Annotated in this window: 16 protein-coding genes; 10 read left to right on the top strand and 6 right to left on the bottom strand. The window is 43.9% G+C overall.

What is annotated here, in order from left to right; genetic code table 11:
• Nucleotides 1–55: 55 nt before the first annotated feature.
• Together NM125_RS11120 and NM125_RS11125 are read left to right on the top strand one after the other, a co-directional pair.
• Nucleotides 56–1,003, top strand: a complete 948-nt coding sequence (locus tag NM125_RS11120; RefSeq protein WP_255135000.1) for a DNA-3-methyladenine glycosylase family protein — start codon at nt 56–58, stop codon at nt 1,001–1,003.
• Nucleotides 1,004–1,060: 57 nt separating this feature from the next.
• Complete coding sequence (locus tag NM125_RS11125; RefSeq protein WP_255135001.1) at nt 1,061–2,701, top strand: beta-N-acetylhexosaminidase; 1,641 nt, start codon at nt 1,061–1,063, stop codon at nt 2,699–2,701.
• Nucleotides 2,702–2,711: 10 nt separating this feature from the next.
• Here NM125_RS11125 and NM125_RS11130 read toward each other — a convergent pair whose 3' ends face one another.
• Both NM125_RS11130 and NM125_RS11135 read right to left on the bottom strand, forming a co-directional pair.
• A complete protein-coding gene (locus NM125_RS11130) occupies nt 2,712–3,797 on the bottom strand; it encodes a WD40/YVTN/BNR-like repeat-containing protein (protein ID WP_255135002.1) in 1,086 nt (361 codons plus the stop codon).
• Nucleotides 3,798–3,878: 81 nt separating this feature from the next.
• Nucleotides 3,879–4,970 carry a calcium/sodium antiporter gene (locus NM125_RS11135; RefSeq protein ID WP_255135003.1) on the bottom strand — a complete coding sequence of 364 codons (1,092 nt, stop codon included), beginning with the start codon at nt 4,968–4,970 and terminating at the stop codon, nt 3,879–3,881.
• 169 nt (nt 4,971–5,139) lie between these two features.
• Between NM125_RS11135 and NM125_RS11140 the strand changes: the two genes are divergently transcribed.
• The 7 genes from NM125_RS11140 to NM125_RS11170 all read left to right on the top strand — a co-directional run bounded on the left by NM125_RS11140 (nt 5,140) and on the right by NM125_RS11170 (nt 9,735).
• On the top strand, nt 5,140–6,423 hold the full coding sequence (locus NM125_RS11140) for an amidohydrolase family protein (RefSeq protein WP_255135004.1): 1,284 nt from the start codon (nt 5,140–5,142) through the stop codon (nt 6,421–6,423).
• Nucleotides 6,424–6,457: 34 nt separating this feature from the next.
• Nucleotides 6,458–6,982 carry a hypothetical protein gene (locus NM125_RS11145; protein ID WP_255135005.1) on the top strand — a complete coding sequence of 175 codons (525 nt, stop codon included), beginning with the start codon at nt 6,458–6,460 and terminating at the stop codon, nt 6,980–6,982.
• Nucleotides 6,983–7,110: 128 nt separating this feature from the next.
• A complete protein-coding gene (locus NM125_RS11150; RefSeq protein WP_255135006.1) occupies nt 7,111–7,407 on the top strand; it encodes a cupin domain-containing protein in 297 nt (98 codons plus the stop codon).
• Nucleotides 7,408–7,535: 128 nt separating this feature from the next.
• On the top strand, nt 7,536–7,856 hold the full coding sequence (locus NM125_RS11155; protein WP_255135007.1) for an ArsR/SmtB family transcription factor: 321 nt from the start codon (nt 7,536–7,538) through the stop codon (nt 7,854–7,856).
• Between the two features lie 10 nt (nt 7,857–7,866).
• On the top strand, nt 7,867–8,406 hold the full coding sequence (locus NM125_RS11160; RefSeq protein ID WP_255135008.1) for an SRPBCC family protein: 540 nt from the start codon (nt 7,867–7,869) through the stop codon (nt 8,404–8,406).
• A 15-nt stretch (nt 8,407–8,421) separates the two neighbouring features.
• Entirely contained in the window at nt 8,422–9,006 is a 585-nt protein-coding gene (locus tag NM125_RS11165) for a DUF6940 family protein (protein WP_255135009.1), read from the top strand.
• Nucleotides 9,007–9,057: 51 nt separating this feature from the next.
• Nucleotides 9,058–9,735, top strand: a complete 678-nt coding sequence (locus tag NM125_RS11170; RefSeq protein WP_255135010.1) for a class I SAM-dependent methyltransferase — start codon at nt 9,058–9,060, stop codon at nt 9,733–9,735.
• A gap of 25 nt (nt 9,736–9,760) precedes the next feature.
• Here the strand turns inward: NM125_RS11170 and NM125_RS11175 are convergent, their stop codons facing one another.
• A complete protein-coding gene (locus tag NM125_RS11175; RefSeq protein ID WP_255135011.1) occupies nt 9,761–11,527 on the bottom strand; it encodes a T9SS type A sorting domain-containing protein in 1,767 nt (588 codons plus the stop codon).
• Between the two features lie 202 nt (nt 11,528–11,729).
• Between NM125_RS11175 and NM125_RS11180 the strand changes: the two genes are divergently transcribed.
• Nucleotides 11,730–12,236 carry a hypothetical protein gene (locus tag NM125_RS11180; protein WP_255135012.1) on the top strand — a complete coding sequence of 169 codons (507 nt, stop codon included), beginning with the start codon at nt 11,730–11,732 and terminating at the stop codon, nt 12,234–12,236.
• A 29-nt stretch (nt 12,237–12,265) separates the two neighbouring features.
• Here NM125_RS11180 and NM125_RS11185 read toward each other — a convergent pair whose 3' ends face one another.
• The 3 genes from NM125_RS11185 to NM125_RS11195 all read right to left on the bottom strand — a co-directional run bounded on the left by NM125_RS11185 (nt 12,266) and on the right by NM125_RS11195 (nt 14,026).
• Nucleotides 12,266–12,508 carry an anti-sigma factor gene (locus NM125_RS11185; protein ID WP_255135013.1) on the bottom strand — a complete coding sequence of 81 codons (243 nt, stop codon included), beginning with the start codon at nt 12,506–12,508 and terminating at the stop codon, nt 12,266–12,268.
• A gap of 47 nt (nt 12,509–12,555) precedes the next feature.
• Complete coding sequence (locus NM125_RS11190; RefSeq protein ID WP_255135014.1) at nt 12,556–13,197, bottom strand: RNA polymerase sigma factor; 642 nt, start codon at nt 13,195–13,197, stop codon at nt 12,556–12,558.
• Between the two features lie 109 nt (nt 13,198–13,306).
• Nucleotides 13,307–14,026: a flavodoxin family protein gene (locus tag NM125_RS11195; protein WP_255135015.1), complete on the bottom strand. Its 720-nt coding sequence runs from the start codon at nt 14,024–14,026 to the stop codon at nt 13,307–13,309.
• Nucleotides 14,027–14,147 lie beyond the last annotated feature (121 nt).

The raw sequence follows: 14,147 nt of genomic DNA on the forward strand, positions 1-14,147 counted from the left end.
CTCTCACTTTACTGAATTTCATTTTATCCATCACTTCATCCTTCATCCATTCCCTATGAGCTCCTGGACCCTAAAATCCATCCCTCCCCACGATTGGTTTCTCTGTCTCGATATCGAGTCTTACTTTGATCACGAACACGAACCTGAAAAAATATTTGAGGAAGGATTCACCCGTCCTATCCCCATTGGTGAAACCGATGCTATCGTAACGGTCTTTTTTAATGGCGATCCGGAAAGCCCGGAATTTCACATTGAAACGCAAGAGTCATTGTCGAAAGAGGAAATTGCAGAAGCCAATAAGAGCCTGACTAAGATCTTCGGTACCGATATGGATCTTCGTCCTCTTTATGATCAGGCTGAAAATGACCCGGTTCTCGGCGACAAACTTTCTAACCTGTACGGGTTAAAGCGCATGACCCGCGCCAATTTGTTCGAGGATATCCTGTACCGGATTGTGCAAATGCAGATGAACCATAAACCCACGGCCAAGAAAATGATGTACAGGATCCGGGAGACTTATGGAACGGCCCTGATGCTTGGGAAGAAATCGCTGCCGGCCTGGCCCCGCCCCCACCAACTGATGAAAGCCGATCCTGCCAACATTCGGAAATTAGGCCCCACTCTTCGCAAGGGACAGTATCTGGTTGGCCTTGCAAACGATATTGTTGCCGGAGAAGTGGATATGGAGCACCTGAGCACCTGCGATCCACAAACCTGCTACGATGAACTCACAAGTATTAAGGGAATTGGTCCCACCTCGGGGCAGGATTTAATGATGATGCGTGGACGCACCGATGCCGTTTTCCCATCCAACAAAAAAAGCGGTGAAGAAAAAGGATTGCGCCGCTGGATTATCTGGAGCTATGGAGAAGACCCGCATAACACTTCGGAAAAAAGATTTCAGGAACTCATACAAAACTGGAAAGGCTTTGAAGCCTCGGCCTTGGAGTTTTTGTACGCAAATTACATCCTCAAAGAAAAAGAGGAGCAAGCCAAAAAATAAAAAGTCTATAAATGCTATCTTGTCGGTCAAAATTACTGAACACAGACCTGACAGATTATGAAAAAGGCATTAATTGGCGCTCTTCTCCTATTTACCGTTCAATCCTTATACGGGTTCCAGGCAGAGCCAACCGTTTCCATCATCCCCAAACCTGTTTCAGTGGAATACGGAGACGGACTTTTTGAACTGGACAGACTTACCACCATTCATCTCTCCGAAGACACCGAAGAAATGCATTTTCTGGGCGAGTATCTGGCTGATTTACTTTACTCGGCTACCTGGATGGATCATTCCATCTCTTTTGAGGAAACCCGAACCGATACGAATACGGCTGTTTTCCTGATCATCGATAAAGATAACCAAGTTGAACACCCGGAAGGTTACACGCTGTCGGTTACGGAAGATGAAGTCAGAATTTCAGCTCGGGAAACCGCTGGTCTTTTTTATGGCATACAGACTATTCGCCAGCTTTTTGATCCGGTTATAGAACATAAACTCCCTTCGCTGGCTCCTAACAATCAGGAGTGGACACTGCCGGTTGTTACCATTAAAGATTATCCCCGGTTTCAGTATAGAGGTATGCACCTGGATGTAGCCCGCCACTTCTTCCCCACCGATTTTGTAAAGAAATACATCGATCTGCTGGCCATGCATAAAATGAACCGTTTTCACTGGCACCTGACCGAGGACCAGGGCTGGCGGATCGAAATCAAGAAATATCCCAAGCTGACCGAAGTTGGGGCCTGGAGGGATTCAACCCTGATTGGCCGATACGGAACGGGTATTTATGATAATGTGCGATATGGTGGATTTTATACCCAGGAAGAAATCAGGGAAGTAGTTGCCTACGCTGAGAAACGAAATATCACCATTATCCCGGAGATAGAAATGCCGGGACATTCTTCAGCGGCATTAGCAGCTTATCCTCAGTTTGGGTGTTTTGAAAAAGAATATCACGTGCAGCCTACATGGGGAATTTTTGAAGATATTTACTGCCCCAAAGAAGAAACATTTGAATTCCTGGAGTACGTATTAGCTGAAGTGATGGAGTTATTCCCGAGCACTTATATTCACATTGGCGGAGATGAAGCTCCCAAAAAACAATGGGAAGAAAGCCCGATTGCACAGGAAGTAATAAAGCGGGAAGGCCTGAAAGACGAACATGAACTTCAGAGTTATTTCATCAGCCGTATTGAGAAGTTTTTAAATGAACACGGCCGGCAGATTATTGGATGGGATGAAATACTGGAAGGTGGTTTAGCTCCCCGGGCCACCGTTATGAGCTGGCGGGGTGAAAAAGGCGGTATCGAAGCGGCTAAAATGAATCACGATGTCATCATGACTCCCTGGGACTCCAACTATTATGATCATTACCAAGCCGAACCAGAAACAGAGCCCTTGGCCATTGGCGGATTTACTACCCTGAAGGATGTTTATTTCTATGAACCTATTCCTGAAGAACTCTCTGCTGAAGAAGCCAAGTATGTGTTAGGGGCACAGGGGAATGTATGGACGGAATACATGCATTCCGGAGACAAGGTAGAATACATGGCTTATCCAAGGGCTACTGCTTTATCAGAAGTGCTATGGACTCCCGTAGAAAATAAAAACTGGCTGGAATTCTGGTCGCGATTACAAACCCACTTTGAGCGGCTGGATATTTTGGAAGTTAATTATGCGCCGCATTACAAGAAGTAGCATATATAACTTAGAGCCTTTTTATCCAGAACTCTGAGTTCAGGTTTCTTTTCCCAAAAAGTATTCTCCTTGAGTTATAAACCAGTACATCACCGTTTGAAAACGTCTCAATTTCTCCATAGGGAAAGGGTGAGTCGTAGTCATACCCCTCCGGCCCTGCATTATAGAACTTAGTCATAGAATCCGGATGTGCAATATTAACTCCAAAACTTGAGGCATAATACAAATATCCATTCGACATGATATCCATATTTGTTGGATACACACCCTCAAATGTTTTTATTCTACCATCCTGTAAATTATTATAACTATCAAGTTCTCTTAATTTTTCCCAGGTTTGCCCATCGTCATTAGAGATTAAAAGCCTCCGAACCGCAATTGAAATAATTCGGTCTTGCTCATCAACCTCCAAAAAATTGATGTCATCGTAATCTTTACCAATTGAGTTGGTTATTTTGTTCCAAGTCTCTCCTCTGTCACTGGACTTAAACATACCTCCCCGACAACCTGCGAAAATGTCACCTTTACTATTTGTAGCGACAACGTCAACAATACTTCCCCACCAACTGTTGCGATAAAAATTGGAATGATATTTGGATTTATCCGTCAGGTTAACCGTAACCACTCCTTCTAATTTGGATATGTACATATAATTATCATTATCAAAAGCGATATCATACATTTTAAAGGGCCCGATTACTTTCTCCCAATTTTTTCCATCTTTTGACCTATAGATTTCCTGTTTAGCTACCGTTATAGGAGACCCCCAAAAAACATCTTCAACATCTACTTCACCTATTGCATAATAGGTATCATTTCTTCTTTCTATTCTGCTAAAATAGGTTGAATCAGGTTTTCGAAACCGTTGAAACGTTCTTCCTGTATCAGTTGAGACATACCAGGTTCGTTTCAGCCCCACGTATAAATCACCGTTGCTGTCAGTATTTACTGTAGTGATTGAATCTGAAGTAAAATAATTTATTTCTCTCCATTCAAATGCTGGTATTTTCTTTTTTGAGGAATCCCCGCTGTTAAATAAGTCACAACCGGACACCAAAAGTGCAGAAAAAAAGGATATTAGAAGTAGTTTTTTCATGACCCGAAATATTCTCTCTAACCAAATATAGCAATCGGGGGATGAAAAGCAACAGAATTAGCTCAATTCAGGTTGTAAAACTCAACTACGTTCAAGACCCCTTTTTCTCTTCCTATAATCAGTTATGAACTTAATAACTATCAACAGAACTGTAAGCGGGATGATAATCCAGATCATCGCCCACTCCATTGTTTCTTTATATGGATTCTGCATAGCTATAAGTACAAGGTAGGCCATATACGCAGCGTAATAAAAGAGGAATCCGACGGCTTCCGGCCTTCCCAATTCCTTAGCCGGCCAAAAAAGCGGTAAACAGGCCACAGCAACAATCACCATAAACGGTAAGTCGAGCCTGATGGCATCCATGGATACGTCTAAAGCTCCGGGAGCAACAATAATGGTCAGGCTCAGGGTAAGCAGGATATTGTACAGGTTACTCCCCATCACGTTGGCAACGGCCGTATCAGAATCACCCCGCCGAACAGCCGAAAGAGAAGTAGCTACTTCGGGCAGTGATGTACCAATGGAAACGATGGTAAGCCCTATAATAAGCTCGGAAATACCAAGGATACCGGCAATTTCTACGGCTGATTCCACCATCCATCGGGAGCCCATCACTATAAGTACCAATCCTGCCAAAAGCAGAAAAATATACTTCCCATAAAAAAGTGTGGTTAACGGCTCGTCCAACTCCGGCTGTTCTTCTTTCTTTAGTTTATTATCCCGGCGATCTTTTTTGATTTGGCTGTACATGAATATAGAATAGGCAACCAAAGCCCCGAAAATAATGAATCCATCCACCGGGGTAAGTAAACCATCCATAGCCAAAACATAGAGCAGAATGCTGGCTCCAATAACTACAGGGACATCAATTTTGATAATCCGATTCGTTATACGAAGTGGCTTTACTAATCCCGCAATACCAAGAATCAATAGGATGTTCGCAATGTTACTGCCCAGAATATTCCCCAAAACAAGGTCCGGTTTACCTTCGGCAGCGGCCTGTAAACTGATAGCCAGCTCAGGAGCGCCGGTTGCAAAAGCTACGACCGTCAACCCCATTACAACCGGAGATACACTCCAGGCCAAGCCAAACTTATCTACCGATTTCAGGAACAATTCTGCTCCCACAATCAGCGTAACTAACCCTATGATGAATAATAAAACCGTCATTGTTGATGAATTTTCTTTTTTCTGAAACCGACTAAAACTACCACAAAAAACACTCTAAAACGTATGATGAACCGCTAAAATTTGTTTCAACCTTACACATGTCTCTAACTCTTTTCTTTAGGTTCATTTACCTATATTGCGCCACACTACCTAACCAAATATACTTCCTATGAAATTCCGCCATATTATTTTCACATTCTTCATTTCACTTCTGATTTCTTCTTCTGGATTTGCTCAACGAACTATCATCCATGCGGGTACACTCATAGACGGAGTTTCGGATGAAGCCCGGAGTGAGGTCAGCATCATTGTTGAAGACAACAAGATTATTGCGGTTGAAAACGGATATGTTTCCGGGAACAGAAATGATGAGGTGGTGGACCTGAAATCCAAAACCGTAATGCCGGGACTCATCGACCTTCACGTTCACCTTGAAAGTGAAACCAGCCCCCAAAAGTATTTAGAACCCTTCACCTTCGATGATGCCGATAAAGCCTTCCGCTCGGTCCAATACGCAAAAAGAACGCTAATGGCAGGATTCACGACCGTACGGGAACTCGGTGGATCGGGCGTAAACATTGCGCTTCGGGATGCCATTAAAGGCGGATTTGTGGATGGGCCGCGTATCATCACCGTAGGAAAATCACTGGCAACTACCGGGGGGCATGCCGACCCAACCAACGGCTGGAAAAAAGACCTGATGGGAAGTCCGGACCCGATTGATGGAGTACTGAATGGGGTGGCAGAAGCCCGTGAAGCCGTTCGTCAGCGATACAAGAACGGTGCGGATCATATCAAGATTACGGCGACCGGAGGAGTCTTGAGTGTGGCTAAATCCGGAGATGCTCCTCAGTTTTTCATGGACGAACTTACTGCTATTGTTGAAACAGCTAACGAGTATGGTATGCACGTGGCTGCCCATGCCCATGGAGCTGAAGGTATGAAACGAGCTGTTGAAGCCGGAGTACGTACTATAGAGCACGGAACCAAGATGACTCCCGAAGTCATGGATTTGATGATTGAAAAAGGAACCTATTACGTCCCCACTATTTCAGCCGGAAAATGGGTCGCCGAGAAAGCAAAGGTTGATGGATACTATCCTGAATTGGTAGTGCCCAAAGCCCTTGAAATCGGCCCGATGATACAAAACACCTTCGCTGATGCCTACAAACGCGGGGTGAAAATTGCTTTCGGTACCGATGCCGGAGTTTTCCCACACGGACTGAATGGAAAAGAATTCAAATACATGACCGAGGTTGGGATGCCCGCTATGGAAGCCATTCAAAGTGCTACTATGACAGCGGCTACCGTTCTGGGAATGGAAGCTGAAATCGGCTCTATTGAAACCGGTAAACTGGCTGATATTTTTGCTACCGATAAAAATCCACTCGAAGATGTAACAACCATGGAGCGAGTTTCTTTTGTGATGAAAGATGGTGTGATTTATAAATGAGTAATTAGCAGCACCATGTAGTCTTTTATTTTTTATGATCAATAAAAATTTCAAAAAACGACTCATCAACCGACTTCAATGGACTTTCCAGGTCGAGGGAATGAATGTAGTTATGTTTTTTGGAATTATGATCTTTCTCAACTTCCAGTACTCTCTGTACGACATCCTTTTCTTGTCTTATGGATTATTTGTGATGTGCTTTATCCTGTTCCAGGGCACCTATTATTGGTGGATAAAGTATTCCGTATTAACAGAACGGCCGGTTTTTAAAAGTACAGCCCTCTCCCGGTTCCGTAGTTTCAAGAGACAGAACCAACTTATGATAGCGCTGATACCCGTAGTTCTGGTCATTCAATGGTTTGTCTCAGGTAAAACTCTCTCGACCGATAACCTCATAGGCTGGGCGGTTTTCGCAAACCTGTTTGGCGTGTGTGAATACATCAACTATTACCACAAACAACTGATGTACGATAACCGAAATGACCTGAAATACCTTGTACAACACCGGAAGCTAAAAGAAGCTTCACTCCATAAAGATCTCAGGGAAAATAAGATCTGATCCTATAGCCAATTGATGTCAGGACCTCTAAACCGGGAGTTTAAATCGATTATGAATAATCGGATGATTTCGCAAAAGTCCGCCCAATTTTGTAAGATGTTTAAGCACATTCACTTAACCATGGAGTTATGACGGTAGAAGCCATTAAAGAACAGCTTAAGACAGCCAAAAACCCGGTAGCCAAATCTTTTCATATCGGAGATCACTTTAAAGTTCTCCTATTTGGCTTTAATAAGGGAATGAAGCTGGAAGACCACAAAGCCCATCACCCTACCAAATTGCTTGTTTTGGAAGGTGAAGTGATTTACCACCAGGAAAAGAAAGACATTCGCCTTAAAAAGCATCAGGAAGTGGACATACCGGCTGAAGTGTCTCACTCCGTAGCCGCCCTTGATGATGCCATAGTGCTACTGACCCAAGGTTAATTTACTGGCTTTACCCGTCCTTCGCCCCTATACCATTCTGAAATAATTCACGACTGTAAATTTAATTTGCGTAACCAATTAGTTACACATATATTCGTGTAACCAATCAGTTACTTAAATTAATTTCTATGTCTAAGGATGTTTTCCAGGCCATTGCTGACCCAACCCGCAGACAAATCATAGACTTGCTTGCCGGTCAATCGCTCCCCGTAAACGATGTAGCCGAGAAGTTTGACATGAGTCGCCCTGCTGTATCCAAACATTTGAAAATTTTGAATGAATGCGGTTTAGTGATAATCAAGCAACAGGGTCGCAAACGTTTTTGCAGAGCCGACACCCGAAAGCTTCAGGATGTAATGGAATGGACACAACGCTACCGCAAGTTCTGGAATGAAAAACTGGATACCCTGGAAGTCCTGCTGAACGACATCGATGAAACCTCAAGTTAATGGAGCAGCTATGAACAATAAGAAAGGTGTATTTACCGAACCGGGAACTGTACGTTTTGAACGGTTGCTGCCCGGCCCTGCTGAACGAGTTTGGGAATATCTCACCAGATCTGAATTGAAAGCAAAGTGGTTGTCGGCCGGTGATGTGGAGACAGAAGTAGGTGGGAAAGTTACCCATGAATTCAATCATACACGGTTATCTCCGGAGGAAGATCCGTGGCCGGAAAAGTATAAAGATCTCAAAGAAGGAGATACTTCTCATGGTGTGGTTATACAGTGTGAGCCACCTCATTTACTGAGTTATACCTGGGCTGAGGGTGATGGTACCGGCTCTGAGGTTACTTTTGAGCTTTTCCCCGAAGGCGAAAAAGTGAGGCTGGTTTTGACGCACCGACAATTACCGGATGAAAAAGAAGTACAACTCGGCGTGGGTGCAGGCTGGCATACACACCTTGGAATTTTGATCGATCTGATGGAGGGAAATACCCCTCAGGGATTTTGGAAAGTCCACATGCCTTTGGAAAAAGAGTATGAAAAATTGTTGTCCTGAAAGAAGTATTATCTAATGATGTGGAAGGTAGTAGCACTGGAGTCCGGAGAAAACAATCAACGATTCAGTATTTCAAAGGACGGAGCTAAGATTTCAAATCAGCAATTTCTCATGCTGTTAAAGAATGAAGCACCCTTTCGATCTTTCTATACTGAATACCTGATCAGCTTGGGTTACGAGGCCTTTTTCTGGGAGAACACGCCCATGATGACTGCCAACCTGCAGCAGGATTACCAATGCAATGTACTTAACAGTGAATTTCTCGCTAAAAAATCACCGGACTTTCACACCTTCAGCTCCTATTTCAAAAGAGACCGGGACGTGGTGAGCTTCAGGAATTTAGGGAATGATGCTCAACTCATTGCCCCCTGCCCTGTTGATGAGCATCCGGGATATGCTCATATCGGTACTTTTATCCGTGAAGCGCCGGAATCACAAGTCCATAAGCTTTGGCAATGTACCGGCACGGAGATGTTGGATATCATCGGAGAAGAACCGCGATGGCTAAGCACCTCAGGACTGGGAGTATTCTGGCTGCACGTTCGAATCGATTCGGTTCCAAAATATTATCAAACCGAAGAGTACAAATCTGTTGGCTAAATTAAATCGGCCCTCGCCAATTCTTTTCATCCCATTTGTATATTATCTGTGATGGAACCCAAAGAACTTTCGGAACAACTAAAGAAACCAACCGGCAAGAACGGACTCGAAGTTGCCAGGGCTTTAAACGAATCGAATCAGGGACTCTACGATCTGGCTTTTAAACTTCTTGAGCTGAAACCCAACCAAAACATTCTCGAAATCGGCTTTGGGAACGGAAAACACTTTTCTCAATATATTCAAAAGGAACCTGAGCTAACCCTGACCGGCGTTGATTATTCTGCCGACATGTGTGAAGAAGCCAAAGCAAGCAACACCACTCTGATTGATGAAGATAAGCTCACCATCCAATGCGCCGAGACATCTGCTCTCCCCTTCAGTAATGACGAATTTGATGTAATTATAGCGCATAACGTTATTTATTTCCTCAATCCACCTGAACCGCATCTTCAGGAAATTAAGCGGGTACTGAAACCGGGAGGCCTCTTCCTGATTGGACACCGGCCCCGGCATTCTATTGAACATCTTGAATTTACACGACACCATTTTGTACTGTATGAGGCAGATGAACTCGTCGAACTGATGAAGACAAACGGTTTTATGATTGCAGATCAACATTCCAACAGCTATCAAAAGTCGGCGGTGGATGGGACTTCATTTCAGGTAACTGACGCTTGCCTACTGGTGAAAAAGAAAACGCCTTCGTCCACTACAGACAAAGGCGTTTAAATTTCTAATCCGCTTTATGATCAGCTTATTTGATAAGCATCATCTTCCTGGTAAGCTGCTTGCCACCCGCGGTTGATAACCTGTAAATATACACCCCGCTCGAAAGGTTGGAGGCATCAAAGCTAACCGTTTTTTCACCGGCCGACTGATTCTTTCTCACAAGTGTAGCTACCTTTCGCCCCATTACATCAAATACCTCTAACTGCACAAAACCGCTTTCGGCTAAGCGATAACTGATCTGTGTAGTTGGGTTGAATGGGTTAGGGTAGTTCTGTTCCAGTGAGAAGTTTACGGGCTGCTCAGTGAGATCTTCCTCGTTGCTTACCAGTGTTGTGAACTGAAACCGTGTCCAGATTGGATAATGATCCGACGTTGAACTCAGGTAACTTCCGATGTACGTGGTATTCTCCACGCGTTCAGTTGCCACAATGTATTCATCCGTAAGTTCTGAGGTAATTGTTATATGGTCGATGAAAGAACCGGATGCCTGGGAAGCAAATCCCCGTTCTTCAAGACTTTTGGTAAGGATGGTATATTCTTCATCCTCATCAAAATTATCATAGGGGGAGTCCTGACCCGATGTAATAGATCCCTCAATAGTATCATTGTAATCACCTAAAAAGATGACATTCTCAGCTTCTCTTTCACTGTCAAGGTACTGCTTAAGTTCGGCTGATGCATTTTCTCTTTGGTTATAGGAATTGAAATCATCAAATGCTTTTGCGTGAATATTGAAAGCATAAATCTCCCGTGTTTCTCCTTCTACAGTGGCATTGAACCGGAAGAATAACGGATAGCGTCCATTTGCCCAGTTTGATTGGGTCATGCCGGAGGTTATCATCCCCGAGTCGAGCGAATCAATAGTGGCTCGTTTAAAGACAAAAGCTGTTTTTTGGGATTGGGAGAAATCTGCCATAAAACCACCATAACCTTCCAGCCCGGCAATCAGGTCAGCAAAGGCCGTGGAACTGGAAATTTCCTGAAAAGCATATAAATCGGCATCCACCTCCGTAATCACCGTAGCTACATTCGCCATTTGCTCTGCTTCATCATCAGGGCCTTGTCCTTGACCGGTGGCCCCAAACCATTCAATATTCCAGGTTGCCACTTCAAATGTCTGGTCTTTGGAAACTTCTTCTCCCGGATATTCAAATGGATCCGCATTTAAATCTTCCGTATCGCGTGGTAGCAACTGAAATGTGTCTCTGAACCTTCCTACAACACCCACAATGGTGGTAACGCCTTCAGGCGCCTCAGCTCCAACCAGATTGGTAAAACGGTCGATACGCAGCTCCCCGGTTCCACTGTTATCGGAAATGTCGTAATTCGTGTTCCCCTGTAAAGACCCGGTGTGATCAATATCCACAATCATGGAAACCAGCTGACTTTCAAAGTCACCGGAATTCATTTCTTCAACGGTAATCTCTGCAGGAGTGGTTTTATGAGTAGAGTCGGGGAAAAATTCCCAGGAGGTAGCATTTACCACCTGCAGCAGATCATTAAAAAAACCGATCTCTCCGGTTACTACGATGGAATCTCCGCGTTGGACATCCAGCGTAAATTCTTCCCGCATGTTGTCAAAATCGAACCAGGCAATGGCCCCGGTTTCATCCTGAAAATAAACGGGGCCTGAAAATTCATCGGTTACCGTCACATGCCCCGAAACGGTTACGGTAGTCCCTTCCGCCTGTTCACGGGCTTCAGAAATCGGAATGGGATCTTGGGCAAAAAGAGAGTTTACTGAAAAAAGAAGAGCAAAAAGAGTTAAAAGCGTATACCGTGTTTTCTTCATTGGGAACAGGATGGTTTGATGAATATTTAATCCTTAAAGATAGGACTTTTCAAAACCGAGTGCATATTGTAAGAGGCTTCACTTTGTAAATCCTTAGATCTTCTATCTCAAAATAGCCGGGACCATCCCCTAAAGGAATACCTATTGTTTATTCGGTGCAAAATTAGTAACTATAAACAACTGTTTATCAACCTTTAAGCATATGCGTATTCAGCTTCTTTCCCTAGCTCTAATTAGTGTTTTCAGCTTTGTCTCTTGTAACATTATCAGTGATGCTCCACAACTTTCCGGCTCAGAAGAAGTAGTGTATTTCTCTTCTTTTGAAAGTAAAGCAGAGCTGTCCGGCTGGAAAGGAGGCTATAAGGTAATAGAAGACTCTCCGAATGGCGGTGGCATTAAATCTGCTCATATTTCCGGTGGATGCGTTTACCCTCACTTTTACCGCACTCTCTACCCCACCCAAGCCGAACAATGGGGTATAAATGCCTGGGCTAAAAACTTATCGAATGGTGGCAGCATAACCCTTGAAAACCGCACGACAGATCAATCCATATATCTGAGCATTCAGGATGATGAATGGAAACAGCTCAGTTCCGATGATTTGTTAGCGGTTAAAGATGGGGATGAAGTTATACTCACCCTAAATGCCGGTGGATTTGTGTCGAGTTCTATGCTCGTAACCTCCGTCGAGGTAACAAAGGGATACTAATTTTATAAGAGTGCATTATTCCCAACAGCTTACTGATACACTTCCAGGTTCTCCATTGCCTTTAATAGGGCTTTGTACTCTTCTCTGCATTCTCCGCATTTCTCCAAGTGCTCTTTAACCAGTGGCTTGGCTTTTTCGGGAGATTTCCCCAACAGCTCCATCTCGGCAAACTCGTGAATCTCATCAAAGCATTCCCCACATCCCAGCTCATGCTCATGCGTAGCCTTTACGCTGCTTACTAATATTTTTATGATCTGTTTATTCAATTTCATTTTTATATATCTCTTGCCTTATCCTGATGAGTTGTCGCTTCCATTTCTTACATCTCCTCCAAAAGTTTTTCCGGATCAATACCTTCCAACTCCAGGCTGTTTTTCAACTTCAGGCGGGCATCGTGCACCAGCTTATAAATCGCATTTCGGTTCGTATCCATTTTATCCGCCACAACCGTTAACGGTATCTGATCTATAATTAAATACTGAAGCACCGTTTTCTGTTTTTCAGTGAGTTGCTCGTTCATCACTTTCATCACTTTCTCAACGGCCATCGACTCATGCGCAATCTGATCGGGCAAAGCTTCTTTCTCTTCAATCTCAACCGCATGCTCTTTCTCTCCTTTTGGATTCACGTAATCTTGCAGGGAAATATCATCGTATCGTTTCCTCCTGAGCTCGGTATAGCCTTCTCTCACTGCTATTTTCATGGCCCAGGTTGTGAATTTACTCTCTCCGCGAAAGGTATCCAGCTTGTCGAGAATTTTCAGAACGGAATCCTGGGCTATGTCTTCCACAAAATCGCCCAGATTTTTATCAACGTACTTATACAGAGAGGCTTTCAATCCCCTCACTAGGTAGGCTCTCAGCTTTGAGATGGCGGCATCTTCCGGCGGTGGAGACAGCGCTTCAATCCATTCTTCGTTTGTAAAAGAAGAAGCTGATTTCTTTTTAAACCAATTGAACATCCGGTAAAATCTTAATGACTAAGCACACAAAAGCCGCAGCCTGATGAAAATTCAAGATCAATTTACTGGATGTCTATATCATTTCACAACCCAATATTTGTTCGTCAAGCTACCGGTATTCCGGGTTTTCAAAGTTCCACCGAGTGCCATCATCCCACTCTTTTCGCGAGTTTCCATAAGCGGGATACCCGCCGTGTTCCTTGAGCATTTTTGCCAAATGAAGCAGGTTATAGGTCATAAAAGTGGTGTTTCTCTGGGTAAACTCGTTATCAAACCCAACCGGCCCGTTTTTACTTTCATCTCCATAGCTTGGTCCGGGTCCTGCTTCTCCGATCCAGCCTGCATCCGCCTGTGGGGGAATACTGTACCCGATATGCTGAAGGGCATACAATACACCCATTGCACAATGCTTTATTCCGTCTTCATTACCCGTTACAATACAACCTCCGGCTTTTCCGTAAAAGAGATATTGTCCCCTTTCATTCTGGAGTCCACTCATAGCATACAGCCGTTCAATAAGCTTGGTTGCTACCGACGACTTCTCCCCCAGCCAAATCGGCGTTCCGACTACAAGTATATCTGCAGCCTCCACTTTCTTCCAAAGCTCCGGCCATTCATCGGTATCTACTCCCTGCTCTTTCATATCAGGATACACACCATAGGCTACATCATGATCAACCAGACGGATACATTCAGCTTCCACGCCCTCTTTCTCCATGATGTTCATTGACACTTCAATCAGCTTTCGGGTATGACTTTCCCTGGGTGATTTTTTCAACGTGCAGTTAATATATAAGGCCTTCAGACTGGAAAAATCAGGATTTGCCATTGTTATTGATTTGATTGGAGTTGATACTTGGGATTTGATGGGCTATAAATTGAAAACCTTACCTGATTTTCATAAAAAAACCCCGCTCTTTATGGAGCGAGGCTTAGTTTAACAAAACAAC

The organism is Gracilimonas sediminicola (assembly GCF_024320785.1).
Lineage (GTDB): Bacteria > Bacteroidota > Rhodothermia > Balneolales > Balneolaceae > Gracilimonas > Gracilimonas sediminicola.

What these genes read in the sequence shown, in the direction of transcription:
- NM125_RS11170 (WP_255135010.1), top strand. Translation starts at nt 9,058, where the DNA reads ATGGAACCCAAAGAACTTTCGGAACAACTAAAGAAACCAACCGGCAAG.
- NM125_RS11165 (WP_255135009.1), top strand. Translation starts at nt 8,422, where the DNA reads ATGATGTGGAAGGTAGTAGCACTGGAGTCCGGAGAAAACAATCAACGA.
- NM125_RS11185 (WP_255135013.1), bottom strand. Translation starts at nt 12,508, where the DNA reads ATGAAATTGAATAAACAGATCATAAAAATATTAGTAAGCAGCGTAAAG.
- NM125_RS11140 (WP_255135004.1), top strand. Translation starts at nt 5,140, where the DNA reads ATGAAATTCCGCCATATTATTTTCACATTCTTCATTTCACTTCTGATT.
- NM125_RS11175 (WP_255135011.1), bottom strand. Translation starts at nt 11,527, where the DNA reads ATGAAGAAAACACGGTATACGCTTTTAACTCTTTTTGCTCTTCTTTTT.
- NM125_RS11160 (WP_255135008.1), top strand. Translation starts at nt 7,867, where the DNA reads ATGAACAATAAGAAAGGTGTATTTACCGAACCGGGAACTGTACGTTTT.
- NM125_RS11190 (WP_255135014.1), bottom strand. Translation starts at nt 13,197, where the DNA reads ATGTTCAATTGGTTTAAAAAGAAATCAGCTTCTTCTTTTACAAACGAA.
- NM125_RS11125 (WP_255135001.1), top strand. Translation starts at nt 1,061, where the DNA reads ATGAAAAAGGCATTAATTGGCGCTCTTCTCCTATTTACCGTTCAATCC.
- NM125_RS11135 (WP_255135003.1), bottom strand. Translation starts at nt 4,970, where the DNA reads ATGACGGTTTTATTATTCATCATAGGGTTAGTTACGCTGATTGTGGGA.
- NM125_RS11120 (WP_255135000.1), top strand. Translation starts at nt 56, where the DNA reads ATGAGCTCCTGGACCCTAAAATCCATCCCTCCCCACGATTGGTTTCTC.
- NM125_RS11150 (WP_255135006.1), top strand. Translation starts at nt 7,111, where the DNA reads ATGACGGTAGAAGCCATTAAAGAACAGCTTAAGACAGCCAAAAACCCG.
- NM125_RS11195 (WP_255135015.1), bottom strand. Translation starts at nt 14,026, where the DNA reads ATGGCAAATCCTGATTTTTCCAGTCTGAAGGCCTTATATATTAACTGC.
- NM125_RS11130 (WP_255135002.1), bottom strand. Translation starts at nt 3,797, where the DNA reads ATGAAAAAACTACTTCTAATATCCTTTTTTTCTGCACTTTTGGTGTCC.
- NM125_RS11145 (WP_255135005.1), top strand. Translation starts at nt 6,458, where the DNA reads ATGATCAATAAAAATTTCAAAAAACGACTCATCAACCGACTTCAATGG.
- NM125_RS11155 (WP_255135007.1), top strand. Translation starts at nt 7,536, where the DNA reads ATGTCTAAGGATGTTTTCCAGGCCATTGCTGACCCAACCCGCAGACAA.
- NM125_RS11180 (WP_255135012.1), top strand. Translation starts at nt 11,730, where the DNA reads ATGCGTATTCAGCTTCTTTCCCTAGCTCTAATTAGTGTTTTCAGCTTT.